Consider the following 26,072-nt stretch of genomic DNA (forward strand, 5'->3'; position numbering starts at 1 on the left):
TGGAATACTAAGGATTAATAATAAAAAAATAGATTTTAACTATAGAGAAGGATGATCTGTAGTATGGAGTCCGCATTCAGTTTTATTTGAATTTGTCCATCTTCCTTCACGTGAATCCCCAGGCCCTTCAACAGCCGCAGTACACGGTATACAACCGATACTTGGATAGTTAAAATCGTGCAATTCGTTATAGTGCAATTCATATTTTTTAATATAGTGCCATACATCCTCCCACGTCCAATGTACCAAAGGGCAAATCTTGACTGATTGGAATCGTTCATCTTTATTAATGAACACCATATTTTGACGACTTAGTGACTGTGATCTGCGCAATCCAGATATCCAAGCAGTGGCACCTGATAAAACATCTTCCAAAGGCTTAATTTTCCTAATATAGCAACATTGATTCGGTGCATTTTTCCAAAGTGCTGGGTTATACTGTGACGCTTGTTCGTCTAAAGTGAGCTCTGGCTTTTTAAGTTTAATACGTAATTCTGGATAACGTGCTTGAACACGATCAATTAAGTCATACGTTTCTTGAAAATGAAGTCCTGTATCTAAAAATACAATTTGAGCATCCTTTTTAACACTATAAATTAAATCAATCAGTATCATGCCTTCAGCGCCAAAGCTACAAGCATAAATAACTGACTCTCCATAGGTTTGATAAGCCCATGTCACAACTTCACGTGCGCCTTTCGTTTCATCATCAATATTTATTGATTCAGAGGCATCTGCATTAAAATGGTCGTATGTAATTTTTGATTCATGCATAAATTTATTCGCCCTCCTCTTACCATTCATCAATAATTAATAATTAGATTGATTTTAATTTTAGAATTATTCGAAAATAATTATGATTTACACTTTACTCATTGTAAATTTTTATGTCAAGTGTATATTTGTATATCTAAATTTATAATTTTTTTACTAAAAACCGTCTTAAAAACTGTCATAACAAACTTTCGAACAATTTATATTCTAATTTTAATTAAATTTTATAACAACCTTGTTATATTTAGTTTTCCCCGTATCTAAACGCTTTTAGAAATTTGTAAAATTTTTCAAAAATTTTGATTTGGGGAGGCCTAAAAAGTAGGACCATTATTTAAAAAACGTAACGATTTTTAAAATTAAAAGTAAGGTAATATTGAGTATTCTTTTAAGATATTGAGAGAGACAAAAGGGCTTCTTTGACGAATTTTCATGCCTTGGGTATATGCTGTATACTTCACGATATTTTGGAGGAGCAATTGGTGTTTTTACATTTTCGAGAAAAGAAGCGTGCAATTGAAGTACGTAGCTTGTGGCATTTACGTTGAATGAATTTATTAAAATATTGAAAAGAATGCTTAACTAAATCAGGAAAAATTGTTAGTATATCGTGCGATATAAACCAATTATTCAAGGTTTATGACAGTTAAGCATACCGGGAGTCTACGTGCGTAAAGTATTATTTATACTTTTTACTTAATATATCTGTACCTATAGCACCAATAATCATTAAGCATAATGGCCCAAATGAATAAATAATGGAACCAGATAAAAAATCAATTTCGTTACCAGATATTTTTGTGATTATAAAGATTGCTATTTTTGCGACTATCAATATGAGACCAATCACTATTAAAACATCAAAAAAAGTCTTCCATTTGTGGCGTTTTAAATTTTTGCTATCTTGAATTATTTTGTCTTTCAAATAATCGTCTCCCTTTAAAAGTTCGTCTACTGTGATATTAAATATGTCACTTATTTTCAGGAGTGTTTCAATGTTTGGATATCCTTTTTCATTTTCCCATTTCGATATAGATTGCCTACTTATATTTAAACGATCTGCTAAACCTTCTTGAGATAAATTAGCTTCTATTCTTTTCTTTTTTAATATATTATGAAAATCCATTTTGGTTACACCCCCTTATCCAAATATTTTAAATGCATTTTTTCTAACAGGTAAGTATCCTATAGTTGCGGCATGTAACCGAATTGTGGCGTACGTATTTTATATAGAATGAAAAACAGCCTTTCGTCGTTGAATGTAATATTTAACAACGCTTCTTTTGTTTTAATATGCGTTGTTATTAAAAAAGCTATAAAACACGAAACAATTGCAAAAGCGTAAGGTGAATACTTATACAGATTAAAATGATACATTTAAAATAACTACAAAATTTATAAATATATAGTAATCACACATTTGATTTTCAAAGTATTTCACCTAGAAATACGACGATATAATAATTTGGTTTTTATAATAAAACAGTGCTCACTATTATTCCGAATAAATTATTATTGTTTTTATTACAATGCTGTGAGACCGCCATCAATTACAAATTCAGAACCAGTTGAATAACTCGATTCTTCAGAAGAAAGGAAAATAATCATATTAGAAACTTCTTCAGTTTGAGCAACACGTCTCATAGGAATTGTTGTTTTGAATTGTTCTACTTGTTCTTTAACACCTTCTTGTTCTAACATAGATGTTTGGATAACGCCAGGGTGTACTGAATTTACTCTAATGTTATGAGGGGATAATTCTCTAGAAGCTGCTTTAGTCATACCCCTAACTGCGAACTTGGTATCAGTGTAACCTATAGCGCCTCCTACTAAACCATTCATAGATGAAACATTAATGATGGACCCATTTTTTTGTGCTTTCATAATGCTTGCTACTGTTTTCATACCTAGAAATACGGATACTTGGTTAACATTTACTATTTTTATATAATTTTCTAAACTTAATTCTTCTAGGGGTGTATTATACGTAATACCAGCATTATTAATTAATACATCAATATGCCCCCATTTATTCATTACTGTATTTACTACATTTTGCCAGTCACTCTCGTTAACAACATCGTGTTGTATAAAAATAGTATTTTCTCCTAATGCTTTAGAAACTTGTTCTCCCAATTCTTTATTGATATCAGTAATAGCCACCCTTGCACCTTCAGCTAATAATTTTTCAACATGCGTTTTTCCCATACCTTGTGCTGCACCAGTAACTATTATCACTTTATTTTCTAATCTTTTCATTTTTATTATGCTCCTTTGCTATATTTAAATATCAATTCCCCATTTAAATCATCCACTAATGTATAGTAAAACCCTAACTCCTCATACAACTTTCTAGCTACTTGGTTCTCTCGAACAATACTTAAATAAAGTGTATTAACTTTATATTTATCTAATACAAAAAACATTAATAACCTCATTGCTTTTCGACCAATACCCTGACGTTGATATTTTTCATCAATGAGAATTCGATCAATCCATGTTTCTTTTTTTTTACCAAAGCAACCATACATCGCAAAACCTACAATTTCATTGTCGTTATAAATTGCTACAGGACACCACTGAGAAAATTTCTCGGCTTCATTTAAACATTCGTGTACAGTTTCAATAAAATTCATTTGTTTAGAATTTACTTTTAATTGCTTTACTTCGTTAACATTAGATGGATTTATATTATTTATATAAACAGTCATAATTACTCCTTTATTATTTTACCTGGAAACCTTTTACTGGTATATTAACATTACAATTTATTTTTAGGAAGGAGATAACATGGAAAACAATAATTTTTTTGAACTCATTCACAACGCCGAATTATTTAATGATGCAACGATGACGCTTTTCATGAAAAAATTTAATTTAAACGTTAATATTTCACAAATTTTAGCTTTATCAAAATTAAAAGAAGAAGGTCCGCAAAAGCCTTCTACACTTGCACTTGCTCTAGGGTACACGTCTGGCGCTATCACAAAACTAACGAACAACCTTGTAAAAGAAGGTTATATTTTACGAGAACATCAAAAAAATGACCGTAGAGTAGTCTTGATTACAATAACTAAAAAGGGTTTAAAAGTTTTAGAAGAAGCCCAAAAGCAAGGCCAAAACATGAGAAATGAAGTTTATTCTGTTTTAAATATTGAAGAAGTTGAACAACTATTAAGCATACAAAAGAAATTATTTGAACGAGTAAAATATTTAAATACAGAAAGCAGATAAATATTTTGAATTTTAGAGGTGGCTTAAATGCATAAAGAAAGGTTACATTTTGCGTGGTTAATATTAATAGGGCTCTGTGTTTCTGTAGGATTAGGTAAAGCAGCGTTAAATAATTCAGCAGGTTTATTTTTATCCCCTGTGTCCCAAGATTTAAATGTAGGCGTAGGGAGGTTAACGATTTATTTAAGTGTTTCTTCGATTGTGACCCTGCTGTTTCTTCCGTTTGGAGGAAAGCTATTATCTAAATATAGTGCACGGTTGGTATTATTTTTTGCCATTATTTTCCAAGCAGGTGCGTTCGCTTTATTTGGTTTAATGAATTCAATTTGGGGATGGTACCTCTTAGCTATACCATTCGCTATCGGCGGGGTTTTCATTACTGTAATAGGCGGTCCTGTTTTAATCGAAAGATGGTTTAGTAAAGGGAAAGGGCTGGCCCTTGGTATTTTATCAGCAATTGGAGGGTTACTGGGTGTATTTGCGCAACCTATTATAGGCGCTTTAATTAGTCAGTTTGGTTGGAGAAATGCATACTTTATTACAGGATTAGGTGTGCTTATTATTGTTACACCTATCATTTTATTATTAATTCGTAATTCTCCTAAGGATAAAAATACAAAAGCTTATGGAGATACAAGCACTGATATAGACCCCCATAAACAAATACAAAACATCGAAGGTATTGCGTATACTACGGCCAAAAAACGCCAGCTTTTTTCTTATTAGCCCTATTTTTCTTCATTATTACCGCTATATCAAGCTTTACAATGCACGTCCCTACTTATCTTGTTAATCATGGACAAAAAGTTAGTATTGCTGGCGCAATGATGTCTGCACTGATGGTGGGTGTTTTTGTCGGTTCACTCGTATTTGGTTATCTCACAGACAAGATTGGCGCAAAAAAAGTGGGTTTATTGGCTATGATACTAGGGCTAATCGCCACTATTTTATTGATTGCTATGCCTGATTTTATTGTGGTAGTAGCTGTTGCTTTATTCTTATTTGGAATGTTTACTTCATCGATTGGAACAATAGCACCAGCGATGGCTTCGTCATTATTTGGAAGTAAAGACTATAGTCAAATTTATTCCACCTCATCAATTGGCTTAGCCCTTGCATCTATTGTCGCTTTACCAGCTTATGGTTTTATATATGATATTTCAGGAAGCTATACCACGGGCCTTATTATCATTATTTTACTATTTGTGGTTAATATCATTGCGATTATTTTGGCTTTTAAAAATAAAGAAAAACTTGTTAAAGAAGGATATTGGAATTCTAAAAAGAAAGGTGATTTAAATGGCTAGACTAGATAATAAAATTGCTATATCTCGTATGAATAGTTTTTTAAATATTACGGAAGATGATTTGAATTTGTCATTTAATACGGGGTTTTATGCGACGTTTTATTTATGCCAAATGGTAATTCCTTATTTAAAAGAAACTCAAGGAAACATTATAAACTTTGGTTCTGGCGCAGCTGTTAAGGGAGATAAAAATCAAGGTGCCTATGTTGTTGCGAAAGAAGCTATTCGTGGTATAACTCGGGTGATTGCAAATGAATTCGGAGCGTTTGGTATCAATGCTAATGTGATTTCACCTATTGCTTATTCTGAAGGTGTTGATCAATGGAGAAAAGATAACCCAGAATATTATAATCAAGTTGTCCAAGGCATTCCTCTACAAAAATTTGGAGACGTTGAAAAAGACATTGGACCGGTCGCTGTATTTCTAGGAAGTAAAGATGCTCAATATATTACTGGACAAACCGTAATGGTAGACGGTGGTAGTATTAAATTATATTAATCATATAAAGAAAGCGTGATAAATAATGAAAAATAAAGTTGGTATTGTAACCGCAGCAGGTAATGGCATTGGTAGAGCAAGTGCTATCGCCTTTGCAAAAGCAGGCGCGAAAGTTGTCGTATCAGATATTTCTGAAGAGTCAGGATATGAAACTGTAAGACTCATTCAAGACGAAGGTGGAGAAGCACAATTTATTAAGTGTAATGTAGCCGAAGAAAAGGACGTTAAAAATTTAATTGACCAAACTGTTAAACAATTTGGTCGATTGGATTGGGCGCATAATAACGCAGGCATCGGCGCTCCAACGGCTTCATTAACAGAGATTGACACAGACCGTTGGCAGCGTGTAATAGATGTTACTTTAACTGGTACTTTTTTATGTTTGAAATATGAGATACCAGCTATGCTTGAATCTGGTGGAGGCGCAATTGTTAATACGGCATCTACAGGTGGTTTAGTTGGAACACCTGGTTTAACGCCTTATATTTCTGCTAAACACGGCGTTAATGGGTTAACTAAAAGTGCGGCATTAGAATTTGGCAAACAAAACATACGCATTAACTCAATTTGTCCTGGTATGACAAAAACAGCAGCTGTAGAAAATTGGATTCAAGAAGCAGAAGAACAAGCGAAAGCTTTTGAATCTGCTATTCCAATGGGCCGTATGGGCGTACCGAATGAACAAGCAAATGCCGCAGTGTGGTTATGTTCTGAACAATCTTCTTTTATTACAGGGATTAACCTCCCCGTCGATGGCGGAGAAACTGCAGAATAAATCGTTTTATTATAATATGACTATTTAATTAAGGACGTCATGTATGAGACAGACTTATCCACCTATTTTATTGATTTTGTTGTTATTAGCTTCATGTGGCAACCAAGAAAATGAGCAAAAAGAACATAATCAGCATTCAGAAAAGCAAGAAGAAAAAGTCGGTGACTCAGATACTAAAATAGAAAACCTACCTGATAAAACAGAATGATCTAAGATACAAAACAATGTGGTTTATGGAAACTTTACTTTAAACAGTAGGCAGAATCAAGATACCTATGATGACAAAAAAACTCAAACAAAGTATATATTAGAGGAAGATAGAACCATTAAAAAAATTATTAATAAATCAAATAATATTTTATCCCCAAAAGCATTTATGCAAACAGATGCTAAGAAAGTTGAACAATATTCTGATGGTGTTTATAAATACTATTCAAAATCAATTGATAAATATTATAAAGTAATTGAAAAACACAAGTCACATAAAAATATTTTGATCGTGACAATGTATTAATTTTTTAAGAGATAGTATAACTAAATTTGATGAAAATATTACGTGGGGTTTAATTAGAATAAACTCCAAACTTACAATAACAACGAAAACGTCATAACACGTACTAATTATTAATGTGACAAAATCGTAAGACAAATTCGATTTTCATTTTTTATCCCCCCTTGTATAATGTGCTTTATATTATTGGAAAAGAGGGATAAAATGAGCGTACAAAAAGGTACAGCTTCGCTAACAAGAATTAACCTCATTGACGTTATACGTGGTATAGCTATTATAGGTATTCTATTAATTAATATTCACTTTTTTGAACCCTCTAATACAAAAAGTATAGAGATTAACATATTTGATAGTAAAGTTATTAATTATATAGAAATGTTCAGTTTAAATAAATTTCATTTTATATTTGCTTTTTTGTTTGGTGTCAGTACTTCTATTTTTATAAATAATTTACAAACAAAAGGGTTAACCCTTTGGGTACATATACGTCGAATGGTTCTTTTATTTATTGTTGGCGCATTAAGTTCCTTATTATGGGATGGCGATATTCTTAAACTATATGCAGTCATGGGGGTGCTTTTACTACTTTTTCAAAACGTGCCAAATAAAATAAAACTGAGTTGTGGCGTTTTATTGGTTACATTTGGAAATTTTTTACCCATATTAATTAAATTTATAGAAATCAAAGGTATCCACATTCCTAATTTGCTTAATTCATTTGTTTTATTAATGGTCATGCTCTCAACATTAGGACATATGTTATTAGGGCAAGCACTTTACTATATCGGTATTTTTACGAATAAAAGTTTATTGCCTAAATTAAAAAAATATTGGTTACTGTTTTTAACACTTACCCTCCTTATATGGGCACTTGCATTATTCATTCAAAATAACGAATTACTGCATAGCTTTAATCAAAACAGTGGCGCTATTATCGGTTTATTTTATATATTTTCAATTTTATTACTATACCAAATTAAACCAGTACAAAAATGCCTTTCTATATTGATTCCGTATGGGAAAATGGCATTCACGAATTACTTAGGCCAAACAATCATAGGTGTTGTTATTTTAACACCGATTCTTTCAAATTATACCGTCCATACTTATGGCATGCTTTTATTATATGTAGCAGTCACTTTATTTCAGATTACTTTCTCATTGATATGGATGCATTATTTTTTATTTGGTCCATTAGAGTGGTTGTGGCGTTGTGGAACCTATTTAAAAATCCAACCTATAAAGAAATCAAAAACATAAATTTCTTTTATAATAAAGTACATTAAAAAGGGCTACTTATTAAGCTAACGGATTCAGTTCGTAGAAGTATAGTAAAAATCAATAATACATTAATAGATATTGTTGCAAATTATAATAAAGTTAGCGTCCAACAAAAACTGGGCTACTTATCTCCTATAAAATTCAGGAAATTAGTAGCCTAGTAAATAGTGTTTTATTAACTTGCTATTTTAAAAGTTCAACATCTTCAATAGAATTCTTTTATATAATAGCTTTATATTTAACTCGCTTATATTAACGAATTAATGATAAAAGCAAAGCTAAAAGCAATAAACGCTAGCAATGTTTCCATTACTGTCCAAGTTTTGAATGTTTCTTTAACATTCAGACCTAAATACTCTTTAACCATCCAAAATCCAGCATCGTTAACATGAGACAGCATTAATGATCCTGCCCCTGTAGCTATAACTAATAATTCTAAATTTATCCCTGACATATGCTGTATGATTGGGGATACAATACCCGCAGCTGTAGTTAATGCAACTGTTGCAGACCCTGTAGCAACACGTATCAAACCTGCAACTAAAAATGCTAATAATAATGGCGAGAGCGAAAGGTTTTCAGTCATTTGTGCAATCGTGTCACCAACGCCTGTTTCAATAAGTATTTCTTTAAACCCTCCGCCAGCTCCAATAATTAAAATAATAGATCCTAATGGTAAAATACATTCTTCTACTAAATCTTTAATTACATTTTTTGACATACCTTGTTTAAAACCTAACAAATAAAAAGCGACAAAGCATGAAATTAATAAAGCTATAACTGGGCTACCTATAAATAACAAAGTATTTTTCAATAAACTCGGTATATCTCCTAAATATGGAGTAATTATAGATAACAACATTAGCAATACAGGTAACACAATAACTAAAAATGATATCGCTACACTTGGTAATGCATTCGTTTTATTATCTACTTTAATAATGTCTGGTGAATTTTCTGGTATTAAACGTTTACTAATAAACTTACCAAAAATCGGCCCTGCAATAATCGCAGTAGGTAAAGCAATAATAAGTGAATAAAGTAATACCTTTCCTAAATTTGCATCGTAAATACCGATTGCAGTCATTGCCCCAGGATGAGGCGGCACAATACCATGAACAATTGATAAGCCCGCTAATAATGGGATTGCTATAAGTAATATGTTTGCTTTTGTAGTTTTATGAATTGAAATAACAAGTGGTAATAAAATAACAATACCCACTTCAAAAAACACTGGTATACCAATGATAAAACCTGATAACATCATTGCCCATGGTAATTTTTTATAACCTAATGACTTCACTAGATAATCTGAAATTTGCATGCCTGCACCTGAATCAGACATCAATTTACCTAATATGGTTCCTAAAGCTAAAATGCCGACTAAATGTCCTAATACGTCTCCCACACCTGTTTCATAGGCTGTTACAATTTTTTCAGGTGATAAGCCTGCCATGATTGCTAAAAATAAACCAGCAACGGTTAAACTGATAAATGCATGCCATTTCCACCAAGCAACCCCTAGTATGACAATAACAATTGAAAGTAGCGTAATGATTAATAAATAAATGTTAGAATCCATCCCTGTCCCCCCATTAATGTTAGCGCTACCAACAAGTTACAAAAGTTTCACATCAATCTTTTAAACTGATTGTATATTTTTTCAACTTACTATTATAGTAACCAATACTATACTCGATAACTTCACCTGATACTGCGTAAGTTTCTCTCTCTCTAATGAGCAAAGGTTCTGACACATTAAGGTTTAATTGTATTGAAGCTTCTTCATCAAACCCAACAGAGAAATTATCTTCAATATTTTGGATTTCCATCTTCTCTTCTTCTAAAATTTTATATATCGATAAATCATTGTTCTGCTTTAATTCATCATAATTAGTTAAATGATTCAATGGATATGGTAAATAATGATTGAATAGTATATATGGCTGATCATTTAATAGATAGACTCTTGTTATCTTGTAGGATTTCACACCAAACATTTGAAATAATTGACTATTTTCTTCGTGTACAACTACCGTAATATCTTTAATAATTTTCTGTATTTTATTGCCTTGTTCTACAAGTTTTTCTGTGAAATTTTTATTGTTTGTGATGTTGTTCCTCTGTTTATGATTAATTACTGTGGTTCCTTTACCGCTTTTCTTTTCCAAGTAGCCTAAGTTTACCAATTCTTTAATTGCAGATCTTACAGTCACTTTACTCACATTAAACTCTTTTTCGAACTCTATTTCTGTCGGTATATAATTTCCAACTGTATATATCCCATGGATAATTCTGTCTTCAATAATTTGTTTTATTTGTAAATATAATGGCCCTTTTTCTGATGATAATTTCGTCATAAATCAATTACCTCTCAATATCATTTTTTTCATTATTTATAACTTTTATTATATCATCAGTATCAAACAAAGGTGTATCTCCAGAAATTGTATGCGCTAACACACAAGAAGCAGTTGAAAATGTCACCGTGTCTTGCGGATCCATATTTGAAAGTTCTCCGTGAATGATCCCACAAGTATAGGCATCTCCAGTACCAATTCTGTCTAAGATATCCACATCAAACGCTTTAGAATAATACATAGCCCCATTATCATATAAATATCCTTTAATGACGTTATGGTTGCTCCCTTGTACAGTTCGAATCGTCCCCCCGATTTTATTAATTCCATATTTTTTGGCCACTAGAGGGAGGAGTGCTTCTAATTGTCCTTCTTTTGTCTCTTTATTCGTTGATAATCCTAAAGTTTGAATAGCATCTTTTTCACTCATTATAACGATGTCTGCTTCTGATAAAATAGTTTCATAATATGGTTTAGCACGTTGATTACCATTTTCTCCCCATAACGAAGGTCTAAAATTACAATCAAAAACTACTTTAATATTTTGTTCCTTTGCTAATTTCACTAGTTTTAAAACATTATCTCGTGTTAACTGATTCATAGCTAACGTGATGCCACATATATGCAAAACATCAATGTCTTCGAGTGATTGTAACAAGTCAAATTTTGAAATACCGGTAATATTAAAACTACTTTGTTGCCTATTGGTGTACGTCACATTACTTGGACGATTACCAAACCCTTTTTCTAAAAAGTACATACCTAAATTATTATCGTTTTTGATTACTAAATTACTTTGAATCCCTAACCTACGTATTGCACCAATAGCAGATGAACCAATTGAATTATCTGGTACAGCGCTAATTAAACTAGAAGTATATCCAAATTGTGCTAACAACCCAGCAACATTGACTCCCGTACCAGTAAACGAATATTTCAAATCTTCTGCTTGTCTTAACAAGAGATTATCAGGCACTTCCAAACGCATCATTATTTCTCCATATGCTGCAATATGTTTATTCATATTGATCAACTAATTGTTTCATTTTATAAGTTAACCATTCTACATCTTCAATACGAGTTAAACCCGTCTCTTTATCAATAATAGAAGAATAGACATGCGGTATAATTTTTGGCACATGATAATCTAAAGCAATTTTTAGAATTTCTTCGAAATTTTCCTTGGTAATACCGCCTGTAGGCTCTAATCCAAAATTCATATCTCCACATGCCTGAGCTACGGCTTTATATTCTTCGACTGTATCTAAACCGCTCATTGGGAAGAATTTAATAGCATCTCCGCCCATGTCTTTAATTAAATTAATAGCAGCTTTTATTGGTATAACTGCTTTTTCAGAATCTTCGCTACTTATTGGACCTGTGGAAACATTGACATAACCTACTCTACCTGTAGGTGATACTAAAGCGTTAACCCAAGATGTGTCGTGCGTGTTAGCTGTTGTTTGTCCTACACTTGTAAATACTTGATTAATGTGTGAACCTTGGTAATCTTTTGCAATATCTGATACAACTTTTGCTTGTCTATTATCACCAGCACCTAATCCAATCGATATTGCATCATCAACGTGTGAACCAAAATCACTCATACTAGTTACCGCGTCTTTGACAGTGTCATAATCTTTTGATAATACGCCAATAACTACATTTTTATTTGCTGCTTGATATACATCTTTAATATTTCGTTCCCCTTTGGCTAATACATTGAGCGCTACGCTATCTTTATAAAATCTGTCTAATATTTTCATTAAATTTCACCTTCCACTATCTGTACAATCGTTTTATATATTATCTCCATTTCACCGCGTTTTAACGGTCTAGGATCTATATCAAAGAACCCTTGTTTAACACCATAATCTCGTGTGTAAATAGCTATGTCAGCAGATTTTAGTTTCTTAGCAAATGATTCTGCATTCAAATTTAAAATTGATGGATCCACATATACACGTGTTCTATATATCTCTCTGCCTGCTTCATCTTGAACGACTTCTAGCTTAATGCCTTGATAGTCATTAAGCGCTTCTAATTTTTGTAGTTCCTGTTTTTCATTTTTAGAATTGTCCACTTTCTCAAAATATTCATCTAAAGCTTGTAATAACCCAAAAGTTGATTCTTTACCCACTTTCATACTTCTTCCTATAAAGTGTAATTGCACTTTCGTAGCTTCAATGAGTGAATTTTTACCTGCAACGATACCAGTTGTAGGACCTTGTATTGCTTTTGAGCCACTGAAAATAGCTATGTCTGAGCATTGTGTATATTTTTTCAAATCTTCTTCTGCAGCTGCATCTACAATAAGCGGAATATGATGTCTTTGTGCCACTTCATATACCTCTTCTACAGATGCCATGTTTTTTTGAACTGCATGATGCGATTTTACATAAAGAATAGCTGCTGTATTTTCATTAATTGCTTCTTTTATATGTTTATTTTTCCCTTCATTTGCGTACCCTACTTCAACTACTGAACCCCCGCCTAAATAAATCATTGTCTCTATAGGGGCACCATATTGAACATTATGCCCTTTAAATAAAATCACTTCATTTTTATCAATTTTATCGTTATGCAATCTTTGACTTTTACGTTCGTTGCCCCCTGTGATGACACCAGCAATTGATAATGCTATGCCGCTTGACGCAGAGTTTACAACCACAGCATCTTCTGCATTAATCTTATTCGCAATATATGCGCCAGATTTATCAACCAAATCTGCCATCTCTACGTAATTTTGTCCGCCAAATTTCATCGCGTCCATTACTGAATCTGTTGGTGATGAAACGCCAAGAATGCTCATTCTCCCACTTGCATTAACAACACGTTTCAAACCATATTTATAATTTAATGAATTTTCCATTTGCTACTACGCCTCTTTCTTTAATTATTTGGTTACTTTTAACCGTTTGTTTAGACGAATCAGTAAACATTTGCTCTTCTTCAACCACGTCAAATATAGTCAGATTCGCTATACCACCCTCTCTCAGTTCTGCCAATGTAGGTTTGTTAATAATTGCCGCGGGTTTTTGCGTTACTGCGTAAATAATTTCTTTTAGTGTATATCCTAGATATAAAAATTTTGATAATACATTAGCTAAACTAAATACTGGTCCTTCTACTCTATTTTTTTTATAAATATCCGTACTTATCGTATCAAAATGTATATTAGCATTTCGTGCTTGCTTTGCTACCTCAAATGAAAAACTGGCATTACCATGACCAACATCTAAATTAACCCCTCGGTTGACCGCTTCTGTTAATACTTTCAACGGTTCGCCATTATTATCAAACAGATTATTATCTTTACCATTTAAGAAATGTGTGATTACATCTCCCTTTCGCAATAAAGGTATTACCTCTTGGATTTTTGGCGGGGCAGAACCAATGTGGGTCATAATAGGTAATTTCAACTGTTCACTGATTTCCACAGCTTTTTCCAAGGGTATCGTGCCGTTACCTTTCACAACGCTACTGCTTATTCGTGATTTCAAACCAATGACCATATCTTTATATTGATGCGCCGCTGTAATACATTGTTGCTGGTCTATCCAAGTTAAATTAGATAGCTCATCAATTCTCTCGAGCCCTATTTTTGATATGTTTAAAAATGAAAATACATTTGTTTCACTATTTAATGCACGATTATATAATTCATCGATTCTATCTGCACCACAGCTTCCAGCGTCGACAATTGTGGTAACGCCTTGTTTCACTCCGATCTCATCAATCTCATCTCCATATGGACTGAAATCCGAAAATGCGTGTACATGTAAATCAATCCAACCCGTCGATAAATAAGAACTTGAACCATCAAAAAGGATAGGCCCCTCTAATGTATGATGCTCTCCAATACTTTTAATTACACCCTCTTCAAGAAAAATATCGATACGCTCTTCATTTATTGTGGAGATATTTTTTATTATTCCTGTGCTTTTCACACTATCTCACCTCGCGAAAAGATTATAACATTATAATGTTTGAAAACGCAATCATTATAATGTTTACAAAATTAGAAACACTTAAAATTTTGATGGATAGAGTGAAATCTTAAATATACGGTTAAAATATCTAATTCTGCATATTTTCTTTTCACCTCTATTTTTAATTGTTCATTTGAGTACTATTTTTTATATTTTCGTGATCAATCATTACTCTATTTTTACTTTCTAAAAACAAGTAATTTTTTCCATAAAAAAACACCTCCGTATAAATTCATTTTAGTATGAAATCAACGGACGTGTTTTTTATTTTATTTCCTCGTTTTGGGTAGTCAGCTAATAGCTGAGATATTTTGCTTATAAAATCAATATTTTGCAAATGCTCGGGTGTTTGTAAATTATACTGAGAAGCTTAGTCTTGGAATAAATGTTTCGAAATGAATGTTATCCATTGGCACTTCTAATTTTTGTAATTCCGTAATCATTGCTTTTAGGAACGAGTTACCACCACATACGTAAACTTCCGTTTCGCCATCAAGATATTGTTTTAATTGTTCTGCATCTATAAAGCCGTCTTGGTCGCGGAAGTGTTTATCAAATTGTGCTATTGAAAATTTAGCCGTAATGTCTTCTAATTTTTCTTCAAAAGCTACATTCTGAGCATTAGATGTTGATTGAAGGAATGTTGCAGTTAAATCAGCATCAACCGCTTCTTGATACATTGAAACGAGTGGTGTAACACCAACGCCAGAGCCTAAGAATAATTGTTTATTAGCTTTATTTGCTAAACCAAATCCACCTACAGGCGCAGATAGCAGCAATGTATCCCCTACGTTAACTTCATCATGTAACACTGTGGATACTTCGCCTTCATGCTCTTCTGTAACGTCTCTACGTACACCGAATGTTAAGAAATCTTTATCTCCATCAACAATAGAGTAATGTCTTTTAGCTCTGTACGGTAATTTTTCACTAGATATATCAACTGTAATATATTGACCTGGTATAAACTGACTTAAGTCAATTTCATCTGATGTTACTGTGAAAGATTTAATCATGTCAGTTTCTTCAGTAATATTTGTTACAGTGAATGGTTTAAAACCATCCCAAGCCATTTTACTGTATACATCTTTTTCTAAACCGATAAACGCATCTGCAATTGCTCCGTACGCTTTAACCCAAGTTTGAATAATTGGATCATCTTCATTTAAACCAGTTTCTTGTTGGATGGCCCATATTAAATTTTCTCCTACAATTGGATAGTGTTCTGCTTTTACTTGCAATGCGCAATGTTTGTATACAACTGGCATGATTGCAGGGACGATAGGTGATAAATCTTCAATATTTTCAGCTGCTGCTAACACTGCCATTGCTAAAGCAGAAGATTGTAGCCCTCTTTTTTGGTTCGTTTGATTGAATACATTTTTTAATTCAGGGTGTTGTTCGAATAATCTTTTATAGAAAGTTGATGTAATCGTCTGCCCTTTATCTTTTAATAATGGTACAGTTTCTCTAATTATTTGTACCTCTTCTTGAGTTAACATAAAACCCCTCCTAATTATTTCGTCATCCACATTATTGTACTAAGTGAGCTCTCTTACAATGAATTTTATGTTGATTTCACAGAAACTTCACATTCAATATTCATTAATTTGTAACTTTTATTTTTATTATTAAATAACATAATATTTAACTTATTAGCGCTTCTATTTATAAGGTTATATCACTTAAATTATAAATATAATTTTTATTAGGAGTGATTATGATTGATAATTAATTTTTAGAAGACTAAAATACTGATTGAAAATGAATCGTCTTCTAGGAGGAATTAAATATGCAAATCTCAAAAATAATTAACGCTATGATTTTAGATATGGACACAAACACACCTTATTTAGGCACACTTATAATCAATAACGGCATCATCACAGATATTATTACTCAAGACGAAAAGGTTAAAAACCCAGATGCAATTGATTTAAATGGCCAATATATTATACCTGGATTTATCGATACGCATAGTCATCCAACCGCTTATGGAATGACCAAATTAATGGTCAATTGTGCTGATTCTAATATTAAAAATATGGATGATATCATTGCTACTTTTAAAACACAAAAAGAGCATTTAACTCATGACGGTTGGTTGATTGGTTATGGTTACAACGAGAAAGATCTAGCTGAACAACGACATCCAAACCGCTATGATTTAGATCAAATATCTACGGATACCGCAATTGCTGTTATGCATTATTCAGGACATATGGCAACTGCAAATACAAAAGCCCTTGAACTCATGGGTATTGGTTTTACAGATGACAATCCTGAAGGCGGTTATTATGAGCGTGATAATGAAGGTAAAGTTAACGGTGTATTAATCGAAATGCCTGCTACAGAAAAATTAATGTCAGTTCTGCCAGAACCCACACCTGAAGATATTGCGCAACGAATGAACTTAGCCGTTGATGATTATGTTAAAAGTGGTATCACGAACACTTCTGATTTATTAATTGGTAACAAAGGCGAAACAGACTATGAGGGCGTATTAACTTTTTTAAAACAACCACAACGCATACGCACACGTTGGATGATAACCCATCAATTACTAGAACATCACCCTAAGTTTCAAGACGTTCACGCTGATACGATTGAACGCGATTTTCAAACCTATAGTAATCATATGAGTCATCTTGGCGGCGTGAAATTTTTCAATGATGGTTCAATACAATTACAAACTGCTTCTATTAGAGGAGCCTACTTAGATGGCACTGAACCACCAAAACCTTTATTGAAACAACACCATATGATTGAAAAGTTCAAACACTTCCAGCAGTTAGGTTATAATATTGTTACACACGCTAATGGTGATGCCGCAGCTTCAGCGGTTATTGAAGCGTATAAAAAAACAGCAGAATTTAAAACTAATCCATTATGTAACAGAATCGAACATTTACAAACTATTTCAAAATCAGACATACAAGAAATGGTAAAACACCATATTGGCGGATCATTCTTTATTAATCATGTTTATTATTTTGGAGACTTACATCGAGATGTATTTTTAGGTAATGATAAGGCACAAAATTTAAACCCTGTGAAATGGGCAGAAGATAGCGGTATGACTTTTACGCTTCATACAGATGCCCCTGTGACACCAATATCTCCTTTAGAGTCTATTCAAATTGCTGTAGATAGAAAAACTAAAGATGGCGACACTCTAGGAGAACACCAACGTTTAACACGTGATGAAGCTTTTAAAAAAATGACAGCAGACGCTGCTAAATTAAACCATACAGAACAAAGTGAAGGCACGATTAAAGCTGGAAAAGTTGCCGATTTTGTTGTATTAAATCAAAATCCATTAGATACGCATACAACATTAAATAATTCGCTTATCGAAATGACAATCTGTAATGGGCAAGTTGTTTACAAGAAATAAGCCTTCCTTCTCATTCAATAATCAAGAGACAAAGCGATCAATATCTCTGCTTTGAGGTTTATATAGGTAGTAGGTGACTGGAATGAAAATACGCTTATAAGCAAAACAAGCTTTTTTCACTCCTAGTCATCTTTGCCTTAGCGATATCATAACGCTTATTGCGGATCATGGTTTCTGTCTTATTCTTCTTTATATTTTTCATTAAGTTGATGGATTAATCTTTTAAATTCTGCTTCAGATTTAAACTCAAATGTTATCTGTCCCTTTTTATGCTTTGTAGATATCATAACATTTGCACCATATTGTTCTTTTAATTGGCGCTCTTGTTGTTGAATAAACTTAGGCTTTGAAGCAGGTTGTGATGAAGTGCTTTGCTTTATCTTACCATCATTACATGTGTTCACATATTGCTCGAGTGAACGTACGCTCCAAGCCTCCCGGGAGGCTTGATGAGCTATTTTTTTTATTTTTTGCTTATCTTTTATCGCTAGTAAGGTGCGACCATGAGCCCCTGAAAGCTTGCCGTCTTTCACCATCCCAGTGACTTCTTTAGGTAATTGGAGTAAACGTAACATATTAGCTATGTATGGTCTAGATTTGCTCAAACGCGTTGCAATGTCTTGCTGTGTAAGTTTTAAATCCTCCATTAACTTTTTGTAACTTTCGGCTTCTTCTATAGCGTTTAAATCTTCACGTTGGAGATTCTCAATCACGGCGAGTTCCATCATATCTTCATCAGTTAATTCTTTAATTATTGCTGGTATATGAGTCAACCCAGCTATCTTTGAAGCTCTATACCGACGTTCCCCTACTACAATGTTGTAACCCGCTATGGTTTTTCTTAACACGATAGGTTGCAAAATACCATGCAGTTGAATTGATTCAGCTAAATCCTTCAAGCGTGCTTGATCGAATGTTTTTCTGGGTTGATAAGGGTTTGCTTTGATTTTTTGAATTTCAATTTCATTGACTTGAGCATTTTGATCTAATTTAAGACGTTCATCTATTGAATCTCTCATCGTGTACACCTACTTTCCTGACAAATATAACCTTTTTATTTAATCCTAGTATATCATTACTGTCACAATGAAAAACATAATTCGGAATTATTGATTAAATCTAAATTTTCAGATAAATTGTTGACAAAAGTCATTTAAGTGTGTAACCTAAAATGTAACAAATTCGAAATAGCAACACACAGTAATAAGGAAAGTAGAATTTACACTGCTGACACAGAGAGTCTTCGCTTGCTGAAAGGAGACACAGAAAGAAAGTTTGAAAATGGCCTTTGAGTGTTGATGCCAATATGAGGTATCAACGGGTTCGCCCGTTACAGCGATACAGTATTAACATTTTGTTAAATGGCGTACTGGATTATGCCACGCGTCGGATATGTTGTTAATACTCATTTTACATTTAGCTAAAGTGAGTTTTTTATTTAAACATATTACGATAGCACAATTCAGTACATGTGTGTAAGACAATTTGGCGTACTGGATAAGATTACTTTAGTGATAAAGTAATAAACAAAGGTGGTACCGCGAGCTAAGCTTTCGTCCTTTACATCCGATTTATTCGGGTTTAAAGGACGAAAGCTTTTTTTATTTTTAAAGGAGGTTATTTGTATTATGAAAAATACTGAACTATCACAAATAGCACTTACACATGATTCAACGGGCGCAATTGCAAACCCAATTTATTTATCAACTGCTTATCAGCATCCGCATTTAGGGGAATCAACAGGCTTTGATTATACAAGAACTAAAAACCCAACACGCTCAGCATTTGAAGAAGCCTTTGCTAAGTTAGAACGTGGCACTGCTTCATTTGCTACTGCAAGTGGTATGGCAGCTATACAATTAATATGTAATTTATTTAAAGCAGGTGACGAAATCTTAGTATCATTTGATTTATACGGAGGCACGTTTAGACTATTTGATTTTTATGAAAAACAATATGGTGTTCACTTCAAATACGTAGATTTTTTAAACTATGAAGCAGTAAAGGAAAGCATTACAGATCATACTAAAGCATTATTCATTGAAACAATTTCAAACCCACAAATGTTAGAAGTAGACGTTGACCCTTATTATGTATTAAGTAAAGAACATCATTTATTAACGATTATAGACAATACATTTTTAACACCTTATCTATCAACACCGCTTGAAGATGGTGCGGATATCGTACTACATTCGGCTACAAAGTATATAGGTGGGCATAATGATGTACTTGCTGGTGTAGTTACAGTTAAAGACCCTCATTTAGCTGAACAATTAGGTGAATTCCACAATATGATCGGTGCAACTTTATCACCTTTTGACAGTTATTTATTACAGCGTGGGCTAAAGACATTACATTTAAGAATGGACCGTTCAGAATACAATGCCAAATTGCTAGCAGAACGATGTTGTAACTTAAAAGGTATTGATCAAGTCTTATATTGTGGGCGCACAGGCATGTTGAGCTTACGGTTAGATAAAAATTATAAAGCGGATAAATTTTTAGAAAGCTTACAAGTTTGTATTTTTGCAGAAAGTTTAGGCGGCACTGAAACATTCATTACCTTCCCATATACGCAAACACATGTCGATATGCCTGATGAGGAAAAGGATAAACGTGGTATTGACGAATATTTACTTAGACTATCTATCGGTGTTGAAAATTACGAAGATATTGAAAAAGATATTATTCAAGCTTTAGAAAAAGCTAAAGAAGGAGTGATTTCATGAGTTTATCAAAAGAAACAGAAGTGATATTCGATGCTAATAGAGGTGTTGATTATGATTCAGCTAATCCTCCTTTATATGCATCTTCAACTTTTCATCAAAAAGTTTTAGGTGGCGACGCTAAATATGATTATGCGCGCAGTGGTAACCCTAATCGTGCGCTATTAGAAGAAAAGTTAGCTGCACTTGAAGGTGGCGATTATGCATTTGCTTATGCATCTGGTATCGCTGCTATTTCAGCTGTATTACTCACATTAAATTCTGGTGATCATGTTATCCTTCCAGACGATGTCTATGGCGGTACTTTCCGGTTAACTGAACAAATATTAACACGTTTCAACATTCAATTTACTACAGTAGATACAACACACTTACAAGAAATCGAACAAGCCATTCAATCAAATACAAAACTCGTATATATTGAAACGCCATCCAATCCATTATTTAAAATCACGGATATTAAAGGTGTCGCACAAATTGCTGAACAGTATAAACTATTGCTTGCTGTAGATAATACATTTATGACACCCCTTGGCCAATCGCCTTTAGCATTAGGTGCAGATATTGTCGTTCATAGTGCTACCAAATTCTTAGGTGGCCATAGCGATATCATTGCAGGTGCTGCTATAACTAGTAATAAAGAAGTAGCTGATGCACTTTATTTATTACAAAATGGCACAGGGACCGCGTTATCTGCACATGATAGCTGGACTTTATCTCAACATTTAAAAACGTTATCTGTGCGTTTTAACCAATCTGTTGAAAATGCGCAAAAACTTTATACATTCTTATCACAACGTGAAGAAATTGCAGAAGTTTATTACCCTGGGAATGATGCATTACACCTATCTCAAGCAAGTCATGGCGGTGCCGTTTTAGGCTTAAGGTTGAAAGACGAAACAAAAGCACAAGCATTTGTAGATGCACTCACGTTACCACTCGTTTCTGTCAGCTTAGGCGGAGTTGAAACAATTCTGTCTCACCCGGCTACAATGTCTCATGCTGCTGTACCAAAAGAAGTTCGTGAAGCACGTCATATTACGTTTGGATTATTTAGATTAAGTGTAGGTTTAGAAAATGCAGATGAGTTAATAGCAGACTTGAACTATGCACTGAAGGAGGCCTTCAATGAGTCAACTAATCAACAAACTGAAACAGAATATTTTAGTCGCTGATGGTGCTATGGGAACGATTCTGTATTCAGATGGTTTAGATACGTGTCCAGAAGCATATAACCTAACCCATCCTGAAAAAATAGAACGCATACACCGGTCCTATATTGAATCTGGAGCAGATATTATCCAAACCAATACGTATGGCGCAAATTTTGAAAAATTAAAATTATTTGGTTTAGAACATAAAGTGAAAGACATACACAAAGCCGCAGTACAGATTGCTAAAAAAGCAGCTAACAATGAAACATTTATATTAGGTACTGTTGGCGGGTTTAGAGGTGTAAAACAAGAACCTTTAAGTTTAGAGGCCATTCAATACCACACTGAAATACAAGTAGATACACTAGTCGAAGAAGGCATCGACGGTTTACTATTCGAAACATATTACGATTTAGAAGAACTCACCAATATCATCAAGGCTACAAAGCAAAAACATAATATACCTATTGTCGCACAGTTAACAGCTTTAAACACAAACTATTTAAGAGATGGCACAGAAATCAATACGGCGTTACAACAAGTTGTAAATAGCGGCGCAGATATCGTAGGGCTGAATTGCCATCACGGCCCACACCACATGCAGCAATCATTTTCACATATTGAATTGCCCGAGCATGCCTATCTGTCTTGCTACCCAAATGCAAGTTTATTAGATATTGAAAATAGCCAATTCAAATATAGTGATAACGCTGAATACTTTGGTAAAGTCGCCAAACAATTGATTAATGAAGGTGTTCGAATTATCGGGGGCTGTTGCGGTACAACACCTGAACATATTCAATTTATCAAGTCTTCAATAGCCAACTTAGAACCAGTCACTCATAAAAACGTCATACCTATTAAAAAATATAACAGTTGCTCACGTACCCAGACCAAACAGCAAAACTTAACAACCAAAGTCAAACAACGTCCGACCATTATCGTCGAATTAGACACACCTAAGCACTTAGATACAGAATTATTTTTCAGAAATATCAAAAAACTTGATGATGCACATATTGATGCAGTGACATTAGCAGACAATTCATTAGCCACTGTACGCATTAGTAACGTTGCAGCTGCAAGTATTATCAAGCAACAATATACTATTGAGCCATTAGTTCATATTACGTGTCGTGATCGTAATCTCATTGGTTTACAGTCACATTTATTAGGACTATCACTACTTAATATCAATGAAATTTTAACAATTACTGGAGACCCATCAAAAATAGGTCACTTACCTGGCGCAACAAACGTTTATGATGTGAACTCCAAAGGTTTAACAGAAATTGCATTGCGCTTTAATAAAGGTATTAACACAGATGGTGATGCGCTGAAGACAAAGACAAACTTCAACATCGCAGGTGCTTTTGATCCAAATGTTCGAAAGTTAGAAGGTTCAGTAAAGCGTGCTGAGAAAAAGATAGAAAGCGGTACGCACTACTTTATTACACAACCGGTCTACAGCACTGAAAAAATCAAAGAAATATATGAAGCAACCAAACATTTAGATGTGCCATTCTTTATTGGTATTATGCCAGTCACTAGTTATAATAACGCATTATTTTTACATAACGAAGTACCTGGCATTAAGCTATCAGAAGCAATTTTAGAACAATTTGAAGCTGTTAAGGATGACAAAGAAAAAACGAAAGCATTAAGCCTAAAGCTTTCGAAAGAACTCATAGACACCGTTCATAAATATTTTAATGGCTTGTATTTAATTACACCGTTCCAGAAAGTAGATTACTCTTTAGAACTTGCGTCATATTCACAATCAATTACTTCAAGTAAACAGGAGGCAATATTATGACAATTCAAACATCAAATTTAGGTTTCCCAAGATTAGGTAGAAAAAGAGAATGGAAAAAAACGATTGAAAGTTACTGGGCTAATAAAATAGATACTGACACACTCAACCAACAATTAACAGACTTGCATAAAGAGAATTTATTATTGCAAAAGAACTATAATTTAACGAGTGTACCTGTCGGAGACTTTGCACTTTATGATCATATTCTTGATACTTCACTACTATTTAATATTATTCCTGAACGTTTCCAAGGTAGAGAAGTAAATAATGATTTATTATTCGATATTGCCAGAGGTAATAAAGAACATGTTGCAAGTGCGTTAATTAAATGGTTCAACACAAACTACCATTATATTGTACCTGAATGGGATAATGCAGAACCAAAACTTAACCACAACGTATTATTAGATCGATTCAACTATGCACAGTCTATCAATGTAAATGCGCACCCAGTTATTGTAGGCCCAATCACATTTGTAAAACTCTCTAAAGGCGGCGCTCAATCATTTGAAGAAAAAGTAAATACATTATTGCCTTTATATAAAGAAGTACTACAATCTTTAGTAGATGCTGGTGCTGAATATATTCAAATTGATGAACCTGTACTTGTCGAAGATGATAGCGCAGCATACGAAGATGTTACGCGTACTGCTTATAACTATTTTGCAGAAGAAGGATTAAGTCATTACCTTGCCATTCAAACTTATTTTGAACGTGTAAACTTAAAATTCCTAAATAGTTTACCTGTAAAAGGGTTAGGTTTAGATTTTGTACACGATAACGGCTATAATTTAGCACAAATCAAAGCTGGTGACTTAGACAAAGACAAAACACTCTATGCTGGTATCATTGATGGTCGTAACGTGTGGGCTGCAGACATTGAAGCTAAAAAATCACTAATTGAAACATTACAAAATCATACAAATAATCTTGTTATTCAACCTTCATCTTCATTATTGCATGTACCAGTCTCATTAGACGATGAAACATTAGATGAGTCAATCGCTGAGGGTTTAAGCTTTGCTACTGAAAAATTAGACGAATTAGATGCTTTAAGACGACTATTTAATGACAATGACAGTCAAAAATTTGATGTGCTTCAAACACGTTATGAGCGTTTCCAAAATCAATCTTTCAAAAACCTTGAATATGATTTTGACCGTGCACGCACTACGAGACAATCGCCATTTAAAATACGTAAACAAGCGCAAGACGCACGTCTTAACTTGCCTGACTTGCCTACAACGACGATTGGTTCGTTCCCACAATCGCAAGAAGTAAGAAAGTTCCGTGCTGATTGGAAGAATAGCCGTATTACAGATGAAGATTATAAATCTTTCCTAAAAAATGAAATTGCCCGTTGGATTAAAATACAAGAAGATATCGGATTAGATGTCTTAGTACATGGTGAATTTGAGCGAAATGACATGGTAGAATTCTTCGGAGAAAAATTACAAGGTTTCTTAGTAACTAAGTTTGGTTGGGTGCAATCTTACGGATCTCGTGCAGTGAAGCCACCCATCATCTATGGTGATGTAAAGTGGTCAGAACCTTTAACTGTTAAAGAAACACTTTATGCACAAAGTTTAACGAATAAACCAGTAAAAGGTATGCTTACTGGACCAGTAACAATCTTAAATTGGTCATTTGAACGCGTAGATTTACCACGTGAAGAAGTTCAAGATCAAATTGCATTAGCCATTAACGAAGAAGTCTTGGCACTAGAAAAAGCTGGTATTCAAATTATTCAAGTGGATGAACCTGCATTAAGAGAAGGTTTACCGTTACGTTCAGAATATCATGAAGACTACCTTAATAAAGCCGTACGCTCATTCAAACTAGCTACATCTTCTGTTGCCGATGAAACGCAAATTCATACACATATGTGCTATTCTCAATTTGGTCAAATTATCCATGCTATCTATGATTTAGATGCAGATGTCATTTCAATTGAAACATCTCGTAGCCATGGTGATTTAATTAAAGACTTCGAAGATATTACTTACGATTTAGGTATTGGATTAGGGGTATATGATATTCATAGTCCACGTATTCCTACCGAAGCTGAAATTACAGAAGCCATCAACCGTGCTTTACAAGAAATTGACCGTTCTTTATTCTGGGTAAACCCAGACTGCGGTTTAAAAACGCGTAAAGAAGATGAAGTTAAAGAAGCCTTAACTGTACTTGTAAATTCAGTAGATAAATTACGTAAATCAACAAATCCAGCAACAGTTTAATAA

The 26,072-nt window shown here is 33.5% G+C and carries 24 protein-coding genes, 1 pseudogene and 1 other annotated feature; of the genes and pseudogenes, 13 read left to right on the forward strand and 12 right to left on the reverse strand.

What is annotated here, in order from left to right; genetic code table 11:
- Positions 1–39: 39 nt before the first annotated feature.
- The 4 genes from KA900_RS10005 to KA900_RS10020 all read right to left on the reverse strand — a co-directional run bounded on the left by KA900_RS10005 (position 40) and on the right by KA900_RS10020 (position 3,485).
- Positions 40–774: a phosphoadenylyl-sulfate reductase gene (locus KA900_RS10005; protein ID WP_096811123.1), complete on the reverse strand. Its 735-nt coding sequence runs from the start codon at positions 772–774 to the stop codon at positions 40–42.
- A 679-nt stretch (positions 775–1,453) separates the two neighbouring features.
- Entirely contained in the window at positions 1,454–1,900 is a 447-nt protein-coding gene (locus tag KA900_RS10010; protein ID WP_115342478.1) for a helix-turn-helix domain-containing protein, read from the reverse strand.
- Positions 1,901–2,298: 398 nt separating this feature from the next.
- Complete coding sequence (locus KA900_RS10015; RefSeq protein ID WP_096811125.1) at positions 2,299–3,033, reverse strand: SDR family NAD(P)-dependent oxidoreductase; 735 nt, start codon at positions 3,031–3,033, stop codon at positions 2,299–2,301.
- Positions 3,034–3,038: 5 nt separating this feature from the next.
- Positions 3,039–3,485 carry a GNAT family N-acetyltransferase gene (locus tag KA900_RS10020; RefSeq protein WP_096811126.1) on the reverse strand — a complete coding sequence of 149 codons (447 nt, stop codon included), beginning with the start codon at positions 3,483–3,485 and terminating at the stop codon, positions 3,039–3,041.
- A 79-nt stretch (positions 3,486–3,564) separates the two neighbouring features.
- Here KA900_RS10020 and KA900_RS10025 point away from each other — a divergent pair, with 79 nt between their 5' ends.
- From KA900_RS10025 to KA900_RS10055, 8 genes and pseudogenes are all read left to right on the forward strand, one after another.
- The gene (locus KA900_RS10025; RefSeq protein ID WP_096811127.1) at positions 3,565–4,008 is read left to right on the forward strand and encodes a MarR family winged helix-turn-helix transcriptional regulator; all 444 of its coding nucleotides are present in this window, start codon (positions 3,565–3,567) and stop codon (positions 4,006–4,008) included.
- 27 nt (positions 4,009–4,035) lie between these two features.
- The gene (locus KA900_RS14960) at positions 4,036–4,734 is read left to right on the forward strand and encodes an MFS transporter (RefSeq protein WP_325051516.1); all 699 of its coding nucleotides are present in this window, start codon (positions 4,036–4,038) and stop codon (positions 4,732–4,734) included.
- Between the two features lie 41 nt (positions 4,735–4,775).
- Positions 4,776–5,315 carry an MFS transporter gene (locus KA900_RS14965; RefSeq protein ID WP_325051517.1) on the forward strand — a complete coding sequence of 180 codons (540 nt, stop codon included), beginning with the start codon at positions 4,776–4,778 and terminating at the stop codon, positions 5,313–5,315.
- A 16-nt stretch (positions 5,316–5,331) separates the two neighbouring features.
- Positions 5,332–5,814, forward strand: a pseudogene (locus KA900_RS10035) (SDR family NAD(P)-dependent oxidoreductase); the annotation flags it as partial.
- 25 nt (positions 5,815–5,839) lie between these two features.
- Positions 5,840–6,589, forward strand: coding sequence for a glucose 1-dehydrogenase (locus tag KA900_RS10040; protein WP_210139539.1), 750 nt, complete (start codon positions 5,840–5,842; stop codon positions 6,587–6,589).
- A 43-nt stretch (positions 6,590–6,632) separates the two neighbouring features.
- Positions 6,633–6,797 carry a hypothetical protein gene (locus KA900_RS10045; protein WP_157772560.1) on the forward strand — a complete coding sequence of 55 codons (165 nt, stop codon included), beginning with the start codon at positions 6,633–6,635 and terminating at the stop codon, positions 6,795–6,797.
- An 18-nt stretch (positions 6,798–6,815) separates the two neighbouring features.
- The gene (locus tag KA900_RS10050) at positions 6,816–7,103 is read left to right on the forward strand and encodes a hypothetical protein (RefSeq protein ID WP_108909592.1); all 288 of its coding nucleotides are present in this window, start codon (positions 6,816–6,818) and stop codon (positions 7,101–7,103) included.
- A gap of 201 nt (positions 7,104–7,304) precedes the next feature.
- Positions 7,305–8,360, forward strand: a complete 1,056-nt coding sequence (locus tag KA900_RS10055; protein WP_210139541.1) for a DUF418 domain-containing protein — start codon at positions 7,305–7,307, stop codon at positions 8,358–8,360.
- A 268-nt stretch (positions 8,361–8,628) separates the two neighbouring features.
- Here KA900_RS10055 and KA900_RS10060 read toward each other — a convergent pair whose 3' ends face one another.
- The 7 genes from KA900_RS10060 to KA900_RS10090 form a co-directional block, all read right to left on the reverse strand.
- Positions 8,629–9,963 (reverse strand): GntT/GntP/DsdX family permease, encoded by a 1,335-nt coding sequence (locus tag KA900_RS10060; RefSeq protein WP_096811132.1) that lies wholly within the window; start codon positions 9,961–9,963, stop codon positions 8,629–8,631.
- Between the two features lie 52 nt (positions 9,964–10,015).
- Positions 10,016–10,741 carry a GntR family transcriptional regulator gene (locus tag KA900_RS10065; RefSeq protein ID WP_096811133.1) on the reverse strand — a complete coding sequence of 242 codons (726 nt, stop codon included), beginning with the start codon at positions 10,739–10,741 and terminating at the stop codon, positions 10,016–10,018.
- 7 nt (positions 10,742–10,748) lie between these two features.
- On the reverse strand, positions 10,749–11,765 hold the full coding sequence (locus KA900_RS10070; protein WP_096811248.1) for a sugar kinase: 1,017 nt from the start codon (positions 11,763–11,765) through the stop codon (positions 10,749–10,751).
- Positions 11,758–12,507: a 2-dehydro-3-deoxy-phosphogluconate aldolase gene (gene dagF / locus KA900_RS10075; RefSeq protein ID WP_096811134.1), complete on the reverse strand. Its 750-nt coding sequence runs from the start codon at positions 12,505–12,507 to the stop codon at positions 11,758–11,760. The genes KA900_RS10070 and dagF overlap by 8 nt, the downstream gene beginning before the upstream one ends.
- Entirely contained in the window at positions 12,507–13,613 is a 1,107-nt protein-coding gene (locus KA900_RS10080; protein ID WP_096811135.1) for a DgaE family pyridoxal phosphate-dependent ammonia lyase, read from the reverse strand. Before KA900_RS10080 ends, dagF begins: the two co-directional genes overlap by 1 nt.
- Entirely contained in the window at positions 13,591–14,691 is a 1,101-nt protein-coding gene (locus KA900_RS10085; protein ID WP_096811136.1) for an amidohydrolase/deacetylase family metallohydrolase, read from the reverse strand. Before KA900_RS10085 ends, KA900_RS10080 begins: the two co-directional genes overlap by 23 nt.
- 398 nt (positions 14,692–15,089) lie before the next feature.
- On the reverse strand, positions 15,090–16,235 hold the full coding sequence (locus KA900_RS10090; RefSeq protein ID WP_210139543.1) for a globin domain-containing protein: 1,146 nt from the start codon (positions 16,233–16,235) through the stop codon (positions 15,090–15,092).
- 290 nt (positions 16,236–16,525) lie between these two features.
- Here KA900_RS10090 and KA900_RS10095 point away from each other — a divergent pair, with 290 nt between their 5' ends.
- Positions 16,526–18,130, forward strand: coding sequence for an amidohydrolase (locus KA900_RS10095; RefSeq protein ID WP_210139545.1), 1,605 nt, complete (start codon positions 16,526–16,528; stop codon positions 18,128–18,130).
- Between the two features lie 179 nt (positions 18,131–18,309).
- Here the strand turns inward: KA900_RS10095 and KA900_RS10100 are convergent, their stop codons facing one another.
- Entirely contained in the window at positions 18,310–19,149 is an 840-nt protein-coding gene (locus KA900_RS10100; RefSeq protein WP_096811139.1) for a ParB/RepB/Spo0J family partition protein, read from the reverse strand.
- Positions 19,150–19,321: 172 nt separating this feature from the next.
- Positions 19,322–19,694, forward strand: a binding site (T-box leader).
- Positions 19,695–19,758: 64 nt separating this feature from the next.
- Between KA900_RS10100 and KA900_RS10105 the strand changes: the two genes are divergently transcribed.
- The 4 genes from KA900_RS10105 to metE are packed head-to-tail and all read left to right on the forward strand — an operon-like array spanning position 19,759 to position 26,069.
- Positions 19,759–20,862 (forward strand): PLP-dependent transferase, encoded by a 1,104-nt coding sequence (locus tag KA900_RS10105; protein WP_096811140.1) that lies wholly within the window; start codon positions 19,759–19,761, stop codon positions 20,860–20,862.
- Positions 20,859–22,034, forward strand: coding sequence for a cystathionine beta-lyase MetC (gene metC, locus KA900_RS10110; protein WP_096811141.1), 1,176 nt, complete (start codon positions 20,859–20,861; stop codon positions 22,032–22,034). Before KA900_RS10105 ends, metC begins: the two co-directional genes overlap by 4 nt.
- Positions 21,988–23,829: a bifunctional homocysteine S-methyltransferase/methylenetetrahydrofolate reductase gene (locus KA900_RS10115; protein ID WP_096811142.1), complete on the forward strand. Its 1,842-nt coding sequence runs from the start codon at positions 21,988–21,990 to the stop codon at positions 23,827–23,829. The genes metC and KA900_RS10115 overlap by 47 nt, the downstream gene beginning before the upstream one ends.
- Positions 23,823–26,069: a 5-methyltetrahydropteroyltriglutamate--homocysteine S-methyltransferase gene (metE, locus tag KA900_RS10120; protein WP_096811143.1), complete on the forward strand. Its 2,247-nt coding sequence runs from the start codon at positions 23,823–23,825 to the stop codon at positions 26,067–26,069. Before KA900_RS10115 ends, metE begins: the two co-directional genes overlap by 7 nt.
- Positions 26,070–26,072 lie beyond the last annotated feature (3 nt).

This window comes from Staphylococcus sp. GDY8P120P, assembly GCF_017892065.1.
GTDB classification, from domain to species: Bacteria; Bacillota; Bacilli; order Staphylococcales; family Staphylococcaceae; genus Staphylococcus; species Staphylococcus nepalensis.

What these genes read in the sequence shown, in the direction of transcription:
- KA900_RS10020 (WP_096811126.1), bottom strand. Translation starts at nt 3,485, where the DNA reads ATGACTGTTTATATAAATAATATAAATCCATCTAATGTTAACGAAGTA.
- KA900_RS10105 (WP_096811140.1), top strand. Translation starts at nt 19,759, where the DNA reads ATGAAAAATACTGAACTATCACAAATAGCACTTACACATGATTCAACG.
- KA900_RS10010 (WP_115342478.1), bottom strand. Translation starts at nt 1,900, where the DNA reads ATGGATTTTCATAATATATTAAAAAAGAAAAGAATAGAAGCTAATTTA.
- KA900_RS14960 (WP_325051516.1), top strand. Translation starts at nt 4,036, where the DNA reads ATGCATAAAGAAAGGTTACATTTTGCGTGGTTAATATTAATAGGGCTC.
- KA900_RS10045 (WP_157772560.1), top strand. Translation starts at nt 6,633, where the DNA reads ATGAGACAGACTTATCCACCTATTTTATTGATTTTGTTGTTATTAGCT.
- KA900_RS10055 (WP_210139541.1), top strand. Translation starts at nt 7,305, where the DNA reads ATGAGCGTACAAAAAGGTACAGCTTCGCTAACAAGAATTAACCTCATT.
- KA900_RS10115 (WP_096811142.1), top strand. Translation starts at nt 21,988, where the DNA reads ATGAGTCAACTAATCAACAAACTGAAACAGAATATTTTAGTCGCTGAT.
- KA900_RS10015 (WP_096811125.1), bottom strand. Translation starts at nt 3,033, where the DNA reads ATGAAAAGATTAGAAAATAAAGTGATAATAGTTACTGGTGCAGCACAA.
- KA900_RS10040 (WP_210139539.1), top strand. Translation starts at nt 5,840, where the DNA reads ATGAAAAATAAAGTTGGTATTGTAACCGCAGCAGGTAATGGCATTGGT.
- dagF (WP_096811134.1), bottom strand. Translation starts at nt 12,507, where the DNA reads ATGAAAATATTAGACAGATTTTATAAAGATAGCGTAGCGCTCAATGTA.
- KA900_RS10065 (WP_096811133.1), bottom strand. Translation starts at nt 10,741, where the DNA reads ATGACGAAATTATCATCAGAAAAAGGGCCATTATATTTACAAATAAAA.
- KA900_RS10070 (WP_096811248.1), bottom strand. Translation starts at nt 11,765, where the DNA reads ATGAATAAACATATTGCAGCATATGGAGAAATAATGATGCGTTTGGAA.
- KA900_RS10025 (WP_096811127.1), top strand. Translation starts at nt 3,565, where the DNA reads ATGGAAAACAATAATTTTTTTGAACTCATTCACAACGCCGAATTATTT.
- KA900_RS10100 (WP_096811139.1), bottom strand. Translation starts at nt 19,149, where the DNA reads ATGAGAGATTCAATAGATGAACGTCTTAAATTAGATCAAAATGCTCAA.
- KA900_RS10095 (WP_210139545.1), top strand. Translation starts at nt 16,526, where the DNA reads ATGCAAATCTCAAAAATAATTAACGCTATGATTTTAGATATGGACACA.
- KA900_RS10090 (WP_210139543.1), bottom strand. Translation starts at nt 16,235, where the DNA reads ATGTTAACTCAAGAAGAGGTACAAATAATTAGAGAAACTGTACCATTA.
- KA900_RS10060 (WP_096811132.1), bottom strand. Translation starts at nt 9,963, where the DNA reads ATGGATTCTAACATTTATTTATTAATCATTACGCTACTTTCAATTGTT.
- metC (WP_096811141.1), top strand. Translation starts at nt 20,859, where the DNA reads ATGAGTTTATCAAAAGAAACAGAAGTGATATTCGATGCTAATAGAGGT.
- KA900_RS10080 (WP_096811135.1), bottom strand. Translation starts at nt 13,613, where the DNA reads ATGGAAAATTCATTAAATTATAAATATGGTTTGAAACGTGTTGTTAAT.
- KA900_RS14965 (WP_325051517.1), top strand. Translation starts at nt 4,776, where the DNA reads ATGCACGTCCCTACTTATCTTGTTAATCATGGACAAAAAGTTAGTATT.
- KA900_RS10005 (WP_096811123.1), bottom strand. Translation starts at nt 774, where the DNA reads ATGCATGAATCAAAAATTACATACGACCATTTTAATGCAGATGCCTCT.